Source organism: Streptomyces sp. NPDC059169 (assembly GCF_042755225.1).
In the GTDB taxonomy this organism is placed as follows: domain Bacteria; phylum Actinomycetota; class Actinomycetes; order Streptomycetales; family Streptomycetaceae; genus Streptomyces.
Genome location: NZ_JBHZCF010000002.1, coordinates 439,886 through 457,765, shown reverse-complemented (window position 1 = coordinate 457,765; position 17,880 = coordinate 439,886). Strand labels below are relative to the sequence as shown.

Here is a 17,880-nt window from a genome sequence, read left to right as displayed (position 1 = left end):
CTTGCTCTCTTCCTTCGGTGCTGCCGATGACGGCACGGAAAGGGAGGGTCCCTCCCGTCACCGCCACAACGCATGGCCGGACCCACTCATTCCGCGGCTTCCGGCACGTCGAACCGCAGCACCAGGTGGTTGCCGGCGCGCGGCTTGTCGGGATCGGGGGTCCACCCCTGGCGGGCGTAGAAGTCCTGGGCCCGCTGGTTGTGCTCGAACACCTCCAGGCGGGCGGTGCGGACACCGGCCCGCCGCCATCGGTCCGCGCAGGCGGCGTGCAGCGCGCTGCCGATGCCGCGGCTCCACCGGGCCGGGTGCACATGGAGCTGGGTGAGGGTCATCACTGCGTCGACCTCCCGCGAGGCGGCGACCCCGACGATCTCGCCGTCCCCTTCTGCGCAGAGCACGACCCCCATGGCGATGGCGCGCGCCCACGCCTCACGACTGCGGGCGGTCTCGGCGGGGCCCGCGTAGTCGGCTTCCCGCAGACGGCCCCGGTAGTAGGTCTCCCGGGCTGCGGTGTGCAGTGCGCACACCGCGTCGACGTCAGCGGGAACAGCCTTCCGAATCGTGATCACGTTCCCGAGGACGCGGGGCACCGGCAAGCGGTTCCCGGCCGGCGCGGGCCGCAGTCGGCGTCGTCGGCCCCCCGCAGCAGTCGACCTCGAAGCCGTTGTCGGCGGTGATCCGCACGGTACGCTCCGCGGAGCCGTCGTACGTGAACTCGATCTCGGGGACGCGCTCCAGGGACTTCCCCTCGCGGTGCTCCCCGACGGTTCGCTCATCCGGGGAAGAAGACCGGGCGCAGCGTGAGGCGGTCCGTACGGGTACCTCCCCACCGGGCCCGTCGGGCGGGCCGCGCCTCCGCGGCGAGGTCGGTGTCAGGACCCGTCCCGCAGCCCTTCCGGCCAGCTGGGCCGGAACGCGATCCGGTCGAAGCTGACGACGCAGCCCTCGCCGACCGGCGACTGCCCCAGGAAGCCGACGAGAGCGGCACCCGCCTGCTGCCGAGCACCGAGCGAGAAGATCCGCACGAAGGTCCAGCGCTCACCGTCCTGCGAAGCGTGGAAGGCGAACGCCCCGCCGGTTCGGCTGATCCGCAGCCAAGCGCTGTCACTGTCCACCGCGAAGGAGTGGGCGTCATCGGAATGGCCCCGGGTCACGACCGAGCGGATCGCCGGCGTGTGCGGGGAACGTTCCAGGCAGAGCTTGGCCCACTGCCGTTCCGAGACGTGCAGGTAGAGCGCGCCCGCGTCGAAGGCGGCGCCGAACCCTGCTTTGACCCGGGCGATGAGCTGGAAGTCCCCTTCCGGTGCGCCCAGTAGCCGTGGTGCGTCGGAGACCGGTTCGAGTGCCTCTCCGGTGGGCGGCACGAAACGGTCCTGCCGAGGGCCCGCCCAGCCGGTGAGCAGCCCGTTCTCGTACGCCCAATCCGCCTCGGGACCGTACGGGCGCAGTGTGAAGGGGAGTTCGGGGAGCTCCAGCTCGTGGGGCACCCGGTCAGCCTCGCAGGGCTTCCGGGCACCCGTCGACCCACCGCGGGAGGCCGCGCGGATTGTCGTCGCGCAGCTCGGGCGGGAGCAGGGCGGGCGGCGTCGACTGGTAGGTGACCGGCCGGAGCCACCGCTCGATCGCCGTACCGCCCACCGAGGTCGACGTGGAGGTCGTGGCCGGGTAGGGGCCGCCGTGGTGCTGGGCGGGTGCGACGGCCACTCCGGTGGGCCAGCCGTCGACGAGCACCCGGCCGGCGAGCGGGGTCAGTGCGGCGAGCAGCGGGGCCCCGGCGCCCTGCGCCTCCTGCGCCGAGAGGTGGAGCGTGGCCGTGAGGTTGCCGGACAGCCGGGCGAGGACGTCCCCGATCTCGTCCTCGTCGTCGTACCGCGCCACGACGGTGACCGGTCCGAAGCACTCCTCCAGTAGCAGGTCGTGCGGACCCTCGCTGGTGAGCCGCTCCGCCGGAACGGAGAGGAAGCCGGCGCTCACGGTGTGGTCACCGCCGGCGCCCGGAGTGACGGGTGCCTCCACCTCCTCGAGCGCTGCCCGCTCGGCGACCCCCGCGACGAAGGCGTCCCGCATCCGGTGGTCGAGCATCACGCCCGGCTCGGTCTCGCTCAGCGCGGCCGTCAGCGAGGTGAGGAGGCGGTCGCCCGCCTCCCCCGCCGGGGCGAGGACGAATCCGGGTTTGGTGCAGAACTGGCCCTCCCCGAGAGTCATCGAACCCGCGAGGCCGCTGCCGATTGCCTCGGCCCGCTCGGCGGCCGCGGCGCGGGTGACCACCACCGGGTTGAGTGAGCCGAGTTCGCCGTGGAAGGGAATGGGGACGGGCCGGGCGGCAGCCGCGTCGAACAGGGCGCGTCCGCCGCGCACCGAACCGGTGAAACCGGCCGCCGCCACCAGTGGATGGCCCACCAACCGCACGCCCGCGTCGAAGCCGTGGACCAAAGCGACGGTGCCTTCTGGCAGCCCGACCTGCTGGGCGGCCCTGCGCAGCACCGACACGCACAGTTCGGAGGTGGCCGGATGGCCCGGGTGGGCCTTGACCACGACCGGGCAGCCGGCGGCCAGGGCGCTGGAGGTGTCGCCCCCGGGCACGGAGAAGGCGAGGGGGAAGTTGCTTGCCGCGTAGACGGCGACCACGCCGAGGGGCACCTTCCAGCGGCGCAGGTCCGGCCGGGGGGGTGTGCGATCCGCATCCGCGTGGTCGATGCGGACGTCGAGGAAGGCGCCGTCCTCGGCGATGTCGGCGAAGGCCCGCAGCTGGGCTGTCGTCCTGGCGAGCTCACCGGTCAGCCGGACCGGCCCGAGGGCGGTCTCGGCGTCGGCGGCCTCGATGACGTGCTCTCCCGCCTCGTCGAGGAGGTCCGCCGCGGTGCGGAGCAGAGCTGCACGGACCGTGCGGTCGGCGAGTGCGCTGCGGGCGGCCTCGGCGGTGCGTACCGCGAGGTCGACCTCTTCGGACGTGGCTTCCACGGCAACCTGCTCGCGCGGCCTCCCGGTGCGGGGGTCCACGCTCCAGACTGGTGCTGCTGCCACCGCGGCTTCCTCCCCGGACCCGTTCGATATGGTGAACGAAGTTCCCGATGATGAACATGTGAGGTCGTGGGGACTCTATTTCCGGGCGTTCTGCACGGTCAAGAAGGGTTGGGGGCCATGACGGCTGCCGAGCCGGGTGCGGCTCGGGTCGCGTCCGCCGTGCAGACGGCGGAGTTGCTCGAGCACCTCGCGGGACGTCCCGGAATGCATTCGCTCGCCGCCGTCCAGGAAGCCGTGGGCTACCCCAAGTCCAGCCCGTACATGTCGTTGCGCACCCCGGTGGAACCCGGCTGGGTCGAGACCGACCGGACCGGCACGCGGTACGGCATCGGTGTACGGGCCCTGCAGGTCGGCACCTCCTCCATCGACGGGGACGAGGTCGTCGCGGTGGCCGGGCCCGCACTGGACCGACTGTCGGACGACACGGCCGAGACGGTCAGCCCGGCGCGCACCTCGACGGGACGGGCGTCGTCCGCCTCGCCACCCGGCAGTCGTCGCACCACTTGCGCCTGTTCGCCCGCGCAGGTTGCGCCCGTTCGCCCGCACAGGCCGCCGGTTGCCCGCCCACTCCACGTCCCGGCAAAGTGCTGCTCGCCGGCCACGACGACGGGCAGGTGCGGGCACTGCTGCCCGAGGAGCCCCCGGCGGCCACCGGCCGCACCGTCACGGACCGGGAGCAGCTGATCGAGGAGTTGCACCGGATCCGTGTCCGCGGGTACGCCGTGGGCCGCGAGGAGAACACCCTGGGGCTGTGCTGCTTCGGCGTCGCCGTCCCGTACCGCACGCACGCCCGCCCGCCCGGGACGCGATGAGCTGCTCGGTGCCGGTGGCCCGGCTGGCTCCCGCGCGCCAACAGCCGTTCAGGGATGCGTTGTTCGCTGCGCGGGACCGGCTCGCGCTCGCCACGAGGAGGCTCTGATGCACGTCGCCCTGCGGGAAGTCCACCCTCAGGACCTGGACTTCTTCTTCACGCTGATGCAGGACCCGGAGGCGGTTCGGATGGCCGCCTTCACCGCCGAGGACCCCGCGGACCGGGCGGCTTTCGACGCCCACTGGGCTCGGGTACTGACCTCCGATGGCGTCAACCGCACGGTACTCGTGGACGGGGTGGCGGCGGGTCATGCAGCGGTGTACGGGCCACCTGGCGAGCGGGAGGTGACGTACTGGATCGACCGTGCCCACTGGGGCGGCGGCGTGGCCACCGCGGCGCTGCGGGCGTTGCTCGCGCTCGTGGTGGAACGCCCGCTGTACGCGCGGGTGGCGGCGGACAACGCGAGCTCGTTGCGGGTCCTGGCCAAGTGCGGCTTCACCGTCACCGGCCGTGACCGCGGCTTCGCCCACGCCCGCGGCGAGGAGGTCGACGAGCTGGTGCTCACGCTCACCGGTTGAGGACCCCCGGCGACCGCGATCGCGACCGTAGCCGCCGGCCCGCCGGGCGGCTCACGTTCCTGCCCGGCGGCCGTTCGGTGAGCGGGGTCCCCCACCATGGTGCGCGAAGCCGCTGTCCCCCGCGCTGCGGCCACACCGTCTCCCCGGCGCCGTCGGGCGACCACCCCTCGGACCGGCCCTCCTCCGCCGTACGGCGGAGGAACGTCGTCACCGGGCAGGAGGTGCTGCCGAGCGCGGGACGGAAGCCTGGCGACATGACGCGCACCCGCTTCGCCACGACGGCCAGCCCCCACGTCGCGCTGCTGCTCACCCAGTCCTGGGGGAGACGGGTACCCGCCGGTCTGCTCCTCGTCCCGATGTGGGCCGCATGCGGGCTGCTCCTACCGATCACGGTCGGCTTCCCGGTGCAGTCGGCGGTGAAGGCCGTGACCGGCTCGGGGGTCGCGGACGGGGCGGAGGGATTCCTCGACGGGTGGGTCTTCGGCGTCGTCTACACGGGGTTCATCCTCCAGGGTCTGTCGCTCGCGGGACTCTTCGTGCCGTACGCACGTGAGCGCTGGAGCCGGGTGTGGCGGGGCCGGGTCGCCGATCTGCCTGCGGCTGGGCCGGTGATCAGGGTGACCGCGGCGGCCGCCGCCGTCCTCGGGTCGTTCCCCGCGGTCGTCCGACTGCTCTGGGCGTTGGGCTCGACGGTCGGGCTCCCGGCCGACCGGACGGCCCATCACACCGCCGACTTCCACATCCTGGAGGGGCTGAGCACCCTGTACGTCGCCGCCGCGGTGACGGGCGTACTGGTGCTCGCCTTCCGTCCCCGGCGCGCAGGAGCGACGGCGGTGAAGTTCCCGCTGGCTCTGGGCTGGCTGGGCTCGGGCGTGGTGGGCTGCTGGGGCGGCTGGCTGCTCATCGCCGTGCTGATGTCGGGGGTCGAGGGAGCGGAAGGACCCACGGTGTTGATGGTCCTGACCTACGCTGTGGGGATGATCACCGGACTGCTGCTGGCCGCCGGGACCGTCTCCTTCCTGCGGGAGCGCGCCGCGTGAGACGGGCGTGCAGGGCGTTGTTCGGACTCCGCACGGTGCTGCGCTGGGTCCACCTGGTCCTGGGTGGGGCCCTGCTGATGCCCTATTGGCTCCTCGGATCGGTCGTCATCGGACCGCTCGCGGGCGCAGGGAGCGCCTTCGGTGACTCACTCGAGGTGCAGTTCGGATCGTACGCGGTCGCCCTGCCGCTCGCCGCCCTGACCGCGGCCTTCCCACTGACCCGCCCCATGTCGGTGGCCGCGGCCAGGGCGTTGTGCGGGGTACCGCCGGACCGCTTCGCGGACGGACCGGCGAAGTCCCGGGCGGCCAGAGTGCGTACTGCGGGCTGGTTCGCCCTCCACCTGGGCCTGGGCGGGCTGGTCAGCGGTGCGTCCCTGGCGCTGCCGCCGTTCGCCGTGACCACCATGCTGCTGCCGTTGTCCGCCGGCCTGCGGCGCTGGGTCGGCGCACCCGAGTGGCTCGACCGACCGTGGGTCCTCGCGCTCGCTCCGTTCGCCGGGTGCGCGATGCTCCTGGCGCTCGCCGCCTGCGCGGCGGGAGCCGGGGCCCTGCTCGCACGGCAGGCCCCGGTGCTGCTGGGGCCGACGCCCGCCGACCGGCTCGCCGCGGCCGAGCGGCGCGCCGCCGAACTGGCGCAGCGCAACCGGCTCGCCCGCGAGCTCCACGATTCGGTCGGACACGCACTGAGCGCGGTGACCCTCCAGGCGTCCGCCGCGCGCAGGGTGCTGGATCGCGACCCCGCTTTCGTACGGGAGGCGTTGACGGCGATCGAGGAGACCGCCCGCCGTACGCTGGGCGAACTCGACGCCGTGCTCGGACTGCTGCGGCAGGAGCAGTCCGACCCCGCCGCCGGACCCACGCTCGGCGCCCTGGACACCCTGCTCCGGCACTCCGGGCTGGCGGTGTCCTGCACGGTCACGGGAGATCCGGCCGCAGCACCCGACCGGGTCTCCCGCGACGCCTACCGGATCGTCCAGGAAGGCCTCAGCAACGCGCTGCGGCACGGCGGGGCGCCGCCCGTGTCGCTGCAAGTCTCGATGGAGGACGGGGAATTGCGGATCCTGATGGAGAACCCGCTGCCGGACGGCTCGCCGGTGCTCCGGCCGGGCGGCGGGCGGGGCGTACGCGGCATCGCCGAACGCGCCGGCCTGCTGGGCGGCCACGCGGACGCGGGTCCGGTCGACGGCCGCTGGCGACTGACCGCCCGGCTGCCGCTGGGCGGCGCTGCCCGGGGCGGTCACGGATGAACAGGATCCGGATCGTCCTGGCGGACGACGAGAGGATGGTCCGTACCGCCCTGCGGGTCATCCTCGACGCCGAGCAGGACCTGGAGGTGACCGGCGAGGCCGCGAGCGGCGCGGAGGCCGTGTCCGTCGCCCGGGAGCAGCGCCCCGACGTGGTGCTCATGGACGTGCGGATGCCGCAGATCGACGGTATCGACGCCACCCGGCAGATCCTCGGCTCGATGGACGCACCCCCGCGCGTCGTCGTCGTGACGACGTTCGAGAACGACTCGTACGTGTACGACGCCCTGCGTGCCGGCGCCGCAGGCTTCCTGCTCAAGCGGGCGGCCCCCGAGGACCTGGTGGCGGCGGTCCGGCTGGTCGCTCGCAGCGACTCGCTGCTCTACCCGGCGGCGCTGCGCACGCTGGCTGCCGAGCACGCCCGGCGCGCCCCGGCTCCGCCGCCCTGGGCGGACCGGCTGACGGGCCGGGAGGCGCAGGTGTTGCGCCTGATGGCGAGGGGCCTGACGAACGCGGAGATCGCAGCGCGGATGGGGGTCGGGCCGGCGACGGCGAAGACGCACGTCGCGGCGGTACTCGCCAAGACCGGCGCGCGGGACCGCACGCAGGCGGTGATCATCGCCTACGAGTCGGGTTTCCTCACCCCCGGGTGAGCGGAATCCGCGGGTGCCGGCCCCGTCGTCACAGCCGTAGCAGCCCGTTCTGCGGGGATGAAGATTCGCTGAGAAACCCCCGTACGCGGAACGAAGCCCTCCGCGCCGTTCGTCCTTCCGTGAGATGAACAAGACGATCAGGCGCGCCGCGGTCTTCGCGCTGCTCCTGGTGCTCGCCCTGCTGGTGCGGGTCACCTGGGTGCAGGCGTACAAGGCCGAGGCCCTCGCGGACGAGAAGCACAACCGACGGAAGGTGATCGCGCAGTACGCGCAGCCGCTCGGTGACATCATCGTGGCCGGGTCCCCGGTCACCGGCTCGGAGAGAACGACGGGCAGCGACCTCGAGTACAAGCGCTCCTACACGGCGGGCGAGCTGTACGCGCCGGTCACCGGCTACAGCTCGCAGGCGTACGGCTCCACTCAGCTCGAGGGCATCTACTCCGACGTCCTGGACGGCACCGACACCCGGCTGAAGAACCCGCTGGACGCGCTCACCGGGAAGAGGGCCAGCCCCGGCGACGTCCTCACCACCATCGACCCGGCCGTGCAGAAGGCCGGTTTCGACGCGCTCGGCGACACCAAGGGCGCCGCGGTCGCCATCGACCCGAAGACGGGGCGGATCCTCGGGATGGTGAGCACCCCCTCCTACGACCCGTCGAAGATCAGCGGGACGAACGACGGCGAGGCCTGGGAACGTCTCACCAGCAGCAAGGAGCAGCCGATGCTCAACCGGGCGTTGCGGCAGCCCCTGCCACCCGGTTCGACCTTCAAGCTGGTGGTCGCCGCTGCTGCGCTGGAGGACGGCCGTTACTCCTCGGTCGACGAGCCCACGGACAGCCCCGACCCGTACACGCTCCCCCACACCCGAACGGTGCTGGAGAACGAGAACAAGTCCGCGCCCTGCGAGAACGCCAGCATCCGTACCGCACTGCAGTACTCCTGCAACAACGTGTTCGGCAAGATGGCCGCGGACCTCGGCCAGGACAAGGTCCGCGCGATGGCGGAGAAGTTCGGCTTCAACGACGCCGAGCAGGACGTCCCGGTCCGCGCCAGCAAGAGTGTGTACCCGAGCTCGATGGACTCCGCGCAAACGGCGCTGACGGGCATCGGGCAGTTCGACGTGACGGCCACCCCACTGCAGATGGCCATGGTGTCCGCCGCCCTGGCCAACGACGGCGTCCTGGAGGCTCCGCACATGGTCTCCGAAGTCGTGGACGCGGACGGCGGCACCCTGCAGAGCTACGAGGACGCCGAGGGCAGGAGGATCGTGGCCTCCACCACCGCCGAGCAGCTGCGCAGCGCCATGGTCACCGTCGTCGAGGACGGCACCGGGACGAACGCCAGGATCAGCGGTGCCGAGGTGGGCGGCAAGACCGGTACGGCCCAGCACGGTGAGAACAACAGCAAGACGCCCTACGCCTGGTTCACGTCGTACGCGAAGGGCGCGGACGGCAAGGAGGTGGCGGTCGCCGTGGTCATCGAGGATTCGGGTGCGGCACGCTCCGAGGTCAGCGGCAACGGACTGGCGGCCCCCGTCGCCCAGAAGATGATGGAGGCAGCGTTGCGCTGACCCCGGGTGCGCCGAGGTCGGGGCGGCACGGTATGCAGGTGTCCTCCACGTTCAACTTCCGCCGTACTCGGAGGACTTCGTGCAGTTCCTGCCCCGCTCCCCGGCCGGATGGACCATGGGCGTCTTCGGCGTCCTCGCAGCAGCCATGGGTGTCATCGGGCTGATCGCCCCCGACATCCTGCTCACGGTCATGGGTTTCGCCCCCGTACCGGGGGCGCGGCGTGCAGAGGGGGACCACACGCTGGTCTTCCTCACGGCCTCCTCCATGGCGGCGCTGAACATGGGCGTGTACTACGTCCTGGCTGCCCTGTCCGACTGGCGCGCCTTCTTCCGGTGGACGGTGCCGTTCCGTCTGCTGACGTGTGCGGTCTTCACCACCGCGGTACTCACCGGAAGGGCACCGTACGGCTTCCTCGGCGTGGGTCTGTGGGAGGGCCTGGGCGCGGTGGTGACGGGCCTGGCCCTCCGCCGCGGGGCGGGCGGTGTGCCTCAGCGGACGCCCAGCAGTTCCTCGATCGGGTCGATCGCGAAGTAGACCACGAACAGCGCAGCGGTGCCCCACAGCAGCCAGTGCACCTGGCGGGCCCTACCGAGCACCGTTTGGAGGACGACGTAGGAGATGAACCCCGCGCCGATGCCGTTGGTGATGGAGTACGTGAAGGGCATCACGGCGATCGTCAGGAACGCCGGGATGGCGATCTCCCACTGGACCCAGTCGATGTACCGGGCCTGGGCGAGCAGCAGGAAGCCGACCGCGATCAGCGCGGGGGCGGCGGCCTGGGCCGGGACGACCGTGGCGATCGGGGTGAGGAAGAGGGCGACGGCGAAGAGCGCGCCGGTGACCAGGGAAGCGAAGCCGGTCCGCGCGCCCTCGCCGACCCCGGCCGCCGACTCGATGTAGGCGGTGGCGGAGGAGGCCGAGGCCATACCGCCGACGGACGCCGCGGCACCGTCGATGAGCAGGACCCTGCCGATGTGCGGGACGTTCCCGTTCTCGTCCAGCAGTCCGGCCTCGTTGGACACGCCGACGACGGTGCCCATCGTGTCGAAGAAGTCGCTGAGCAGCAGGGTGAAGAGGAGCAGGACGAGGGTGACGATGCCGGTCTGCTCGAACGCACCGAACAGGCTGAACTCCCCGACGAGCCCGAAGTCGGGTGCTGACACGATGCCCTCCGGGACGCTGGGAACGGTCAACCCCCATTCCTTCGGATCGATCTCCGCGATCTCGTTGACGAGGATCGCGAATCCGCTCATCACCACGATGGAGATGAGGATCGCGCCACCCACCTTGCGGACCATCAACGAGATGGTGAGCAGGACGCCGAGACAGAAAATCAGTACCGGCCAGCCCGACAGCTGCCCGGTCGCACCGAGCTGCACCGGGACGGAGCCCGTGGCGCCCGGGATGCGGCTGGCGAAGCCCGCGTCGATGAAGCCGATGAACGCGATGAACAGCCCGATGCCGCAGCTGATGGCCTGTTTCAGCTGCTGCGGGATCGCGTGCATGACGGCCTCGCGCAGCCCCGTGACGACCAGGGCGCAGATAACGATGCCCTCGATGACCACGAGACCCATCGCATCGGGCCAGCTCATCAGCGGGGCGAGCTGGTAGGCAACGACGGCGTTGAGACCGAGACCGGCGGCGATGGCGAGCGGCAGGTTGCCCCCGACCCCCATCACCGCGGTCATCAGGGCGGCGACGAGCGCGGTGGAGGTGACGAGCTGGGCACCGGACAGGTGGTGGCCGAACTTGTCCACGGCTCCGCCGAGGATGATCGGGTTGAGCACGAGGACGTAGGCCATCGTGAAGAACGTGGCGAAGCCTCCCCGGACCTCGCGCCCGACGGTCGACCCGCGTTCGCTGATTCTGAAGAAGCGGTCGACGACGCTGTGTCCCTGCGGTCCCGGCATGGGCTCTCCTCGACGGGTGACGGATTCACACTCGCTCGGTTGGCTGGATTGTGCCTGCCGTGGAGGCCGTGCAGGTTTTCGGCGCGTTACGTGACCGCAGAGTTACGTCGGCCGGGCTCCTCCACCCGCCCCCGCCCACCGGGGCCGCGTGCGCACCGCATCCGCCGCCCACCCGCACGGACTAGGGAGGCGGCGGGCGGTCTGCTAGGTCAACTGCCCCATCCGCCGACGCGGTTCACGCTGCCACGATGGCCCACCACGCAGACGGAAGGGGACGGGCAGTGGACGTCGCAGTGTTCCGGGTGTTCCGGGAGCGCAATGCGGGGCTGTACCTCTCGGCGGTGCTCGCCAGCGGATTCGGAAGCACGGCGATGTGGTTGGTGGCGGGCATCTGGGTGAAGTCGCTGACAGGCTCGGACAGCCTGGCGGCGTTGACCGCCTTCGCGCTCTGGGCTCCCTTGCTCGCCGGGCCGCTGCTGGGAAAGGTCGTCGACCGCACGCTCAGACGGCCGTTGCTGGTCGTGGTCAACACCGTGATGGCGATCCTGCTTCTGCTGCTGCTCCTCGTCGACTCCGCCGACCGGGTGTGGCTGCTGTTCGGTGTGCTCCTGGCGTACGGAGTGGGCGGCTGCATCCATGAGGCGGCGGAGTCGGCCCTGCTCGCGGCGGCCGTCGACACGACGCGGCTCGGCGACGTCAACGGACTGCGGATGGCCGTGAACGAAGGCGTGAAGCTGGTGGCGCCGCTCACCGCGGCGGCGCTGTTCGCCCGCTTCGGAGGTGCATCGGTGGCCGTGCTCGACGCTGCGACGTTCGCGCTGGCCGCGGGGATCTTCCTGCTGCTGCGGATATCCGAGGAGCGGCCCGCCCGCTCCGGGCGGGCTGCGGGCGGTACCGCGTGGGGCTCACGGCTGCTGTGGCACTCCCCCGTGCTGCGCCCGCTGTTGCTGGCGGGCGGTGCGACGATGCTGCTCGCCGGGTTGAACGGGGCGCTCGGCTACGCCGTGGTGGACCGGGTGCTCGGCCGCCCACCCGCGTTCCTGGGAGTTCTGTACGCCGCGCAGGGCGCCGGTTCCGTGGTGACCGGCCTGGTCGCGGGTCCACTGCTGCGCAGGCTGCCGGGGCCCGTCTTCGCAGCGGGCGGGATGGCCCTGTTCTCGGTCGCCGTGGCGTTGCGGACGCTCCCGTACGACCCCGCCGCCGTGCTGTGTAGTGCGGCGGTCGGGTTGGGCCTGCCGTGCGTTCTGATCGCGGCGATGACGGCGGTGCAGCGCGAGACTCCGCCCGAGGTGCTGGGCCGTACTGCGGCAGCCGCGCAGACGTTCCTGTTCGTGCCGAACGCCGTGGCTCTGGCGCTCGGCGCGGGGTTGGTCGCCCTGGTCGACGTACGGGTGCTGCTGCCGCTCATGAGCCTGCCGGGGCTCGTGACGGCCGGTCTCCTCCTGGCGACCGGCCCGGTGGGGGCGGTGCGCTCCTGATCCCGGCACGGTCCCGTCCGCCGCCCGGCGAGATCCGGTTGTCCGTGCACGTGCCCGGGGGCTCGGGCAGGACGCGGCCACGCCCCCCATCCTCCCGGTCGACGCCCGGCAGCGTCGCGACGCCACCGTCGTCATCACCCAGCGGGGCCGTGTCGCTGCCACCCCGCGCGGCGTACGGGCGGGGACGCTCCTCGCCGAGGCGGATGCCGCGGACGCACGGCTCCGTTCATGGCCCGGTGGACCGCTCCCACCGCTTCGGGAACGAGCGGACGCCTCGCGAGCACCCGTGGAACCGGTCCGGCCGGAGGGAGGCGGAGGCACGGAAGCGGACGGCGAAATTCGGTTGAATGTTCGACCCAAAGGTAAGGGAACGGCAAAGCCGCGCCGCTCGTTACCCCAGGCATGACAGCTATGACCCCCGGCTCGAACACTCCCCTGGCCGTCGCGCGCGTCGCGGTGGACGTCGACGCTCCGGTGCGGCTCGACGTATCGGGCCTGCTGCTCACCGCCGACGGCAAGGTGCGCTCCGACGACGACTTCATCTTCTACAACCAGCCGACCGGCCCCGGTGTCACCCACCGGTCCGGCGGAGGAACGGCGCCCGACGCGATCCTCATCGACACCACGGCCGTCCCGGCCGGCATCGAGAAGATCGTCGTCACGGCCAGTCCGGACGCAGCGGGCCAGACCTTCCAGGGCATCGAGCCCACGGCGACGATCCGCAACGCCGACGACGGCTCGACCCTCGCGACGTTCACCCCGCCGGGTCTGGGCGCGGAGACGGCGCTGGTGGTCGTCGAGGTCTACCTGCGCAACGGAGCCTGGAAGGTCCGCGCCGTGGGCCAGGGGTATGCGAACGGACTGGCGGGCATCGCCACCGACTTCGGCGTCTCGGTCGACGAGGAGCCCGCCGCGGCACCGGCACCGACTCCGGCACCGGCCACCACCGCGGTGGCCGATCCCCGTGTCCCCGCACCGCCCGCGCCCGCGGCCGCCGCACCGGCCCCCGGCTCCGGGAAGATCAACCTGGACAAGGGCCGGGTCAGCCTGCAGAAGAACCAGACCGTGTCCCTGGTCAAGGGCGGCCGTCCGTTGCTCTCCCAGGTCAAGATGGGCCTCGGCTGGGAACCCGCCTACCGCGGCAAGGACATCGACCTGGACGCATCCGTGATCGCCTACGGTCCGCAGCGCAACCATCTGGACAGCTGCTATTTCGGAAAACTGTCCATCCTCAACGGCGCGATCAAGCACTCCGGTGACAACCTGACCGGCGAAGGCGCCGGCGACGACGAGGTGATCGTCGTGGACCTGGGCGGTCTCCCCGCCGAGGTGTCGGGCCTGGTCTTCACAGTCAACTCCTTCTCCGGCCAGAAGTTCACCGAGGTCGCGAAGGCGTACTGTCGACTGATCGACGCCACCACGGGCGAGGAGCTGGTGCGCTTCGACCTGACGAGCGCCGAACCGCAGACCGGGGTGATGATGGCCAAGCTCATCCGGCAGTTCTCCGGCGAGTGGGACATGACGGCGATGGGCGACTTCGTGAAGTCCCGCACGGTCCGCGGGATGGTGAAGCCGGCGGCCCAGGCACTCTGACGGCCGCTGCCCGGCCGCCCACGAGGCGGCCGGGCCGTACCTCCTACGGGGCGGTGCCCAGTCCTGTGCCCAGAGCCACCCGGACGTCCCGTCCCGCCTCCGGCAGCCCGGCCGGGGAGGCGGCATCGGTGAGACGGCCGCGTTCGTCACGCGTCGGGGAGTCGCGGCAGCCCGGCCGGGCCCGCGGTGGCCCCGGCGCCCGCCGGCCCGTCCGCGCGCCCACGCCCGCCCGCTGCCTCAACTCCCTCGCTTGGACCGGGCCTTGAACGCCGCCTTGCGGGCCTCCTTCGCCGTTTTCTTGTCCCGGTGCAGGCGGCCCATCGCCTCCAGGACGTCAGCCGTGGCGGGATGGTCCACCCTCCAGGCCGCGTCGAAGAATCCGCCGTGCCGGCCCACGAGGCCCTCCACGAGGCCCTTGAGCTCCTCCAGGTCCCCCTCCGCGTCGAGTTGGGCGGCGATGGTGTCGATGGCGAGCCAGAAGATCATCGCCTCCGGCGGCGCCGGGACGTCGGCTGCGCCGTGCTCGGCGAGCCAGACCCGCGCGAGGCCGCCCAACTCACGGTCGTCGAGGACCTCGCGCACGGCCGGCTCGGCGTCCCCGCCCACGAGCGAGAGGGCCTGCTGGCAGTGCAGCCGCCGCAGTGGTGCTCCGGGGTCGGCACCCCGCGCGGCGGCGAGGAGCTCCGCGGCCGCAGCGGACGGGGTTCGCACGGCCAACCACTCGAGCGTCTCCGCGCGGGCCGCCGTATCCGGGTAGTGCGCGACGCCGGCGAGCAGCGCGTCCGCGTCCTGGTCCGCGAGGTCACCCACGGCGGGAGCCGTGACGCCCCCCTCCAGCATCCGGGCCCGTACGCCGTACAACCCGAGGGGGGTGAGCTTCACCATCCCGTACCGGGTGACGTCCTCCTCATCGGCCGACGCGGAGTGTGTCGGCTCCCCGCCCTCCTCCACCATCAGCGACTCGTCGACGGGCTGGTACTCGACGAGGCCGATCGGCTCCAGCAGCCGGAACTGGTCGTCGAGCCGCATCATGGCGTCGGACACCTGTTCCAGCACCTCGTCGGTGGGCTCGCCCATGTCATCAGGCACGATCATGGATGCCGCCAGCGCGGGCAGGGGCACCGGCGCGCCCTCCTGACCGAACGCCTCGGCGGGGGCGTGCCCCGTCACCGCGGCTTCGGTGACCGTGAGGAGGTAGAGGTTGCCGAGCACCCCGTCGAGGAATTCGCTCTCCGCCTCGGGGTCCCAGTCGAGCGCGTCGAAGTCGATGCCCCCGTCGCCGTCGATGACGTCGCTGAGATCGTCCAGTACCGGCGCGATCGCATCGGCGAACACCGCTTCGAAGGCGTCCTGCCAGAGCGCGAGCACGTCCAGCGGACTGCCGCCGGTGACCAGCGGGAGGTTGTCACCCGTGGCGACGGTCCCGGGGCCGTCGCCGTCGTCCTCCGGGTCGACGACCTCGATGAGCCCGGTGTCCACGGCGATGCGCCAGGCCTCGCTCGCGTAGGCCGCGCCGTCCTCGTCCGCTGCGAGACCCAACGCCGATGCCGCTGCGGGCAGCTGTTCGTCGACGAGTTCGCCGCCCGCCCCGACCCTGGTCTCCGGTCCGGCCCAACGGGCGAGCCTGACGGCCCTGGCCAGCAGCGGGGTGCCTAGCGCCTCCCGTGCGAGCTCCGCGTCGGAGTGCAGTCGCGCCGGCGGCAGGTCGGGGCGTCCGGCGGGGCGGTCTCCTGGCATCTGGCGGTTCTCCTCTGGTCGGTGGGTACCGGCTCCGGCGGCCCCCAGCGTAGACGCATTTCGCCCGATGCCTTCCGGTTCACGCACCCGTCAACGCCCGTACACCCGACACCCCTTGACAACACCTGTGTACACACACGACATTGACGCGCGTAGATCTTCTGTCGGGTCTACGCACCACCCCTCACACCCTCACTTCGGAGACTCCGTCATGCCTTCCATACTGAGATCCTTCCCCTCCCTGCGCGGGGGAGGCTCCCACGCCGTCGCGGCCGTCGTCGCCTCCGCACTGGCCGCCGGGCTCCTCGCCGGTACGTCCACCGCGGCAGCCGGCGCCGAGGCGCCCGCAGGCACCCGCATCCACGACATCCAGGGCACAACGCGCACCTCCCCGCTGGTCGGTCAGCAGGTCAAGGACGTCGAGGGCATCGTCATCGGTGTGCGTTCGTACGGCTCGTCCCGCGGCTTCTGGTTCCAGGACCCGCAGGCCGACGCCGATCCCGCCACCAGCGAGGGCATCTTCGTCTACACCGGCTCCACCCCCACCGTGGCCGTCGGCGACGCCGTGAAGGTGTCCGGCACGGTCGGCGAGTACGTCCCGGGCGGGCTGAACTCCGGCAACCAGTCGATCACCCAGATCTCCAAGCCCGCGATCACCGTGGTCTCCTCCGGCAACGCGCTGCCCGCCCCGGTCGTCATCTCCGCCCGGTCCGTTCCGTCGGCGTACGCGCCGGAGGGGGACCCGGCCGCCGCGAACAGCATCAACGCGCTGCCGCTCAAGCCCCGTTCGTACGCGCTGGACTACTTCGAGTCGATCGAGGGCAGCAACGTCCGGATCGGCACCTCGCGCGTGGTCGGCGCCACCAACGCGTACAACGAGCTGTGGGTCACGGTGAAGCCGAAGGAGCACCCGACCCGGCGCGGCGGCACGCTCTACGGGTCCTACACCTCGCAGAACACCGGCCGGCTGCAGATCCAGTCGCTGATCCCGCTCGCCCAGCAGCCCTTCCCGAAGGCGAACGTCGGCGACGTGTTGACCGGCACCACGGAAGGCCCGCTCGACTTCAACCAGTTCGGCGGTTACACGATCACCGCGCGCACCCTCGGCACGGTCGACCCGTGCGGGGTCCAGCCGGAGAAGGCGCGTGCGCAGCGCCGCGGCGAGCTCGCGATCGCCACGTACAACGTGGAGAACCTGGACCCCACCGACCCCCAGGAGAAGTTCGACGCGCTGGCCAAGGCCGTCGTGGACAACCTCGCCTCACCTGACATCCTGACCCTGGAGGAGATCCAGGACAACAACGGCGCGAAGAACGACGGCACGGTCGCGGCGGACGAGACGCTGAAGAAGTTCACGGCCGCGATCGCCGCGGCCGGCGGTCCGTCCTACGACTGGCGCGCCATCGACCCGGAGAACAACAAGGACGGCGGACAGCCCGGCGGCAACATCCGCCAGGTGTTCCTCTTCAACCCCGAGCGCGTGTCCTTCACCGACCGCGCGGGCGGGAACGCGACCACCGCGACCGGCGTCGTGCGCGAGAAGGGCCGCGCCGCCCTCACCTTCTCCCCCGGCCGCGTCGACCCGGCGAACACCGCCTGGGAGAACAGCCGCAAGCCGCTCGCGGGAGAGTTCGTCTTCCGCGGCCGAACGGTCTTCGTCATCGCCAACCACTTCGGCTCCAAGGGCGGGGACGAGGGGCTGGCCTCGCAGCACCAGCCGCCGGTCCGCTCCTCGGAGGTCAAGCGGATCCAGCAGGCGCAGGCCGTGAACTCCTTCGTCAAGGACATCCTGAAGGTCCAGCGCAACGCGGACGTCGTCGCGCTCGGCGACATCAACGACTTCGAGTTCTCGGACACGGCGAAGGCGCTGACCGACGGCGGCGCCCTGTACTCGGCCATCAAGTCCCTGCCGCGCAAGGAGCGTTACAGCTACGTCTACCAGGGCAACAGCCAGGTGCTGGACCAGATCCTCGTGAGCCCGTCGATCCGCCGCTTCAGCTACGACAGCGTGCACATCAACGCGGAGTTCGCCGACCAGAACAGCGACCACGACCCGCAGCTGCTGCGCTTCAAGCCGTAGCTCCCGGCGTCCCCGGGAACCGTGGGGGGGGGGGTTGGCCCAGAGGGGGGAGGAGAGGTGGGTTCCCGCGGGGAACAACCCAGGGGGGGGACCTGCGGTTTCATGCTTGTTTCCCCTTTTCCCCCAAAGAGAACCAGGTGAACTCCCTATGGGAGGGGCGG

General features: G+C 71.7%; 14 protein-coding genes and 1 pseudogene. 10 read left to right on the top strand and 5 right to left on the bottom strand.

Going from position 1 to position 17,880, the window contains the following annotated elements:
* Positions 1-86: 86 nt before the first annotated feature.
* The 3 genes from ACFXOM_RS05850 to ACFXOM_RS05840 form a co-directional block, all read right to left on the bottom strand.
* Positions 87-569, bottom strand: a complete 483-nt coding sequence (locus ACFXOM_RS05850) for a GNAT family N-acetyltransferase (RefSeq protein WP_385037076.1) — start codon at positions 567-569, stop codon at positions 87-89.
* A gap of 303 nt (positions 570-872) precedes the next feature.
* Entirely contained in the window at positions 873-1,487 is a 615-nt protein-coding gene (locus ACFXOM_RS05845; RefSeq protein ID WP_384935644.1) for a DUF1349 domain-containing protein, read from the bottom strand.
* Between the two features lie 4 nt (positions 1,488-1,491).
* Positions 1,492-3,024: an aldehyde dehydrogenase (NADP(+)) gene (locus ACFXOM_RS05840; protein ID WP_385037073.1), complete on the bottom strand. Its 1,533-nt coding sequence runs from the start codon at positions 3,022-3,024 to the stop codon at positions 1,492-1,494.
* Positions 3,025-3,141: 117 nt separating this feature from the next.
* On the opposite strand from ACFXOM_RS05840, the pseudogene ACFXOM_RS05835 reads away from it, so the two are divergent.
* The 7 genes and pseudogenes from ACFXOM_RS05835 (at position 3,142) to ACFXOM_RS05805 (ending at position 9,455) form a co-directional block, all read left to right on the top strand.
* A pseudogene (locus tag ACFXOM_RS05835) lies at positions 3,142-3,943 on the top strand (IclR family transcriptional regulator).
* On the top strand, positions 3,943-4,413 hold the full coding sequence (locus ACFXOM_RS05830; RefSeq protein ID WP_384935650.1) for a GNAT family N-acetyltransferase: 471 nt from the start codon (positions 3,943-3,945) through the stop codon (positions 4,411-4,413). Before ACFXOM_RS05835 ends, ACFXOM_RS05830 begins: the two are co-directional and overlap by 1 nt.
* Positions 4,414-4,667: 254 nt before the next feature.
* Positions 4,668-5,453 carry a hypothetical protein gene (locus tag ACFXOM_RS05825; RefSeq protein WP_385037071.1) on the top strand — a complete coding sequence of 262 codons (786 nt, stop codon included), beginning with the start codon at positions 4,668-4,670 and terminating at the stop codon, positions 5,451-5,453.
* The gene (locus tag ACFXOM_RS05820) at positions 5,450-6,700 is read left to right on the top strand and encodes a sensor histidine kinase (RefSeq protein WP_384935655.1); all 1,251 of its coding nucleotides are present in this window, start codon (positions 5,450-5,452) and stop codon (positions 6,698-6,700) included. Before ACFXOM_RS05825 ends, ACFXOM_RS05820 begins: the two co-directional genes overlap by 4 nt.
* Complete coding sequence (locus ACFXOM_RS05815) at positions 6,697-7,350, top strand: response regulator (RefSeq protein WP_384935658.1); 654 nt, start codon at positions 6,697-6,699, stop codon at positions 7,348-7,350. Before ACFXOM_RS05820 ends, ACFXOM_RS05815 begins: the two co-directional genes overlap by 4 nt.
* Positions 7,351-7,474: 124 nt before the next feature.
* Positions 7,475-8,920, top strand: coding sequence for a peptidoglycan D,D-transpeptidase FtsI family protein (locus ACFXOM_RS05810; protein ID WP_384935661.1), 1,446 nt, complete (start codon positions 7,475-7,477; stop codon positions 8,918-8,920).
* 79 nt (positions 8,921-8,999) lie between these two features.
* Positions 9,000-9,455: a hypothetical protein gene (locus tag ACFXOM_RS05805; RefSeq protein WP_384935664.1), complete on the top strand. Its 456-nt coding sequence runs from the start codon at positions 9,000-9,002 to the stop codon at positions 9,453-9,455.
* On the opposite strand, the gene ACFXOM_RS05800 is transcribed toward ACFXOM_RS05805, so the two are convergent.
* Positions 9,410-10,831: an NCS2 family permease gene (locus tag ACFXOM_RS05800; protein WP_384935665.1), complete on the bottom strand. Its 1,422-nt coding sequence runs from the start codon at positions 10,829-10,831 to the stop codon at positions 9,410-9,412. The genes ACFXOM_RS05805 and ACFXOM_RS05800 overlap by 46 nt on opposite strands.
* Before the next feature lie 281 nt (positions 10,832-11,112).
* Between ACFXOM_RS05800 and ACFXOM_RS05795 the strand changes: the two genes are divergently transcribed.
* On the top strand, positions 11,113-12,309 hold the full coding sequence (locus ACFXOM_RS05795) for an MFS transporter (protein WP_385037068.1): 1,197 nt from the start codon (positions 11,113-11,115) through the stop codon (positions 12,307-12,309).
* Positions 12,310-12,720: 411 nt separating this feature from the next.
* The gene (locus tag ACFXOM_RS05790) at positions 12,721-13,902 is read left to right on the top strand and encodes a TerD family protein (protein WP_384944802.1); all 1,182 of its coding nucleotides are present in this window, start codon (positions 12,721-12,723) and stop codon (positions 13,900-13,902) included.
* Between the two features lie 237 nt (positions 13,903-14,139).
* On the opposite strand, the gene ACFXOM_RS05785 is transcribed toward ACFXOM_RS05790, so the two are convergent.
* Positions 14,140-15,639 carry a hypothetical protein gene (locus ACFXOM_RS05785; RefSeq protein WP_384935672.1) on the bottom strand — a complete coding sequence of 500 codons (1,500 nt, stop codon included), beginning with the start codon at positions 15,637-15,639 and terminating at the stop codon, positions 14,140-14,142.
* Between the two features lie 211 nt (positions 15,640-15,850).
* Between ACFXOM_RS05785 and ACFXOM_RS05780 the strand changes: the two genes are divergently transcribed.
* Positions 15,851-17,719 (top strand): endonuclease/exonuclease/phosphatase family protein, encoded by a 1,869-nt coding sequence (locus ACFXOM_RS05780; protein WP_385037066.1) that lies wholly within the window; start codon positions 15,851-15,853, stop codon positions 17,717-17,719.
* Positions 17,720-17,880: the final 161 nt, after the last annotated feature.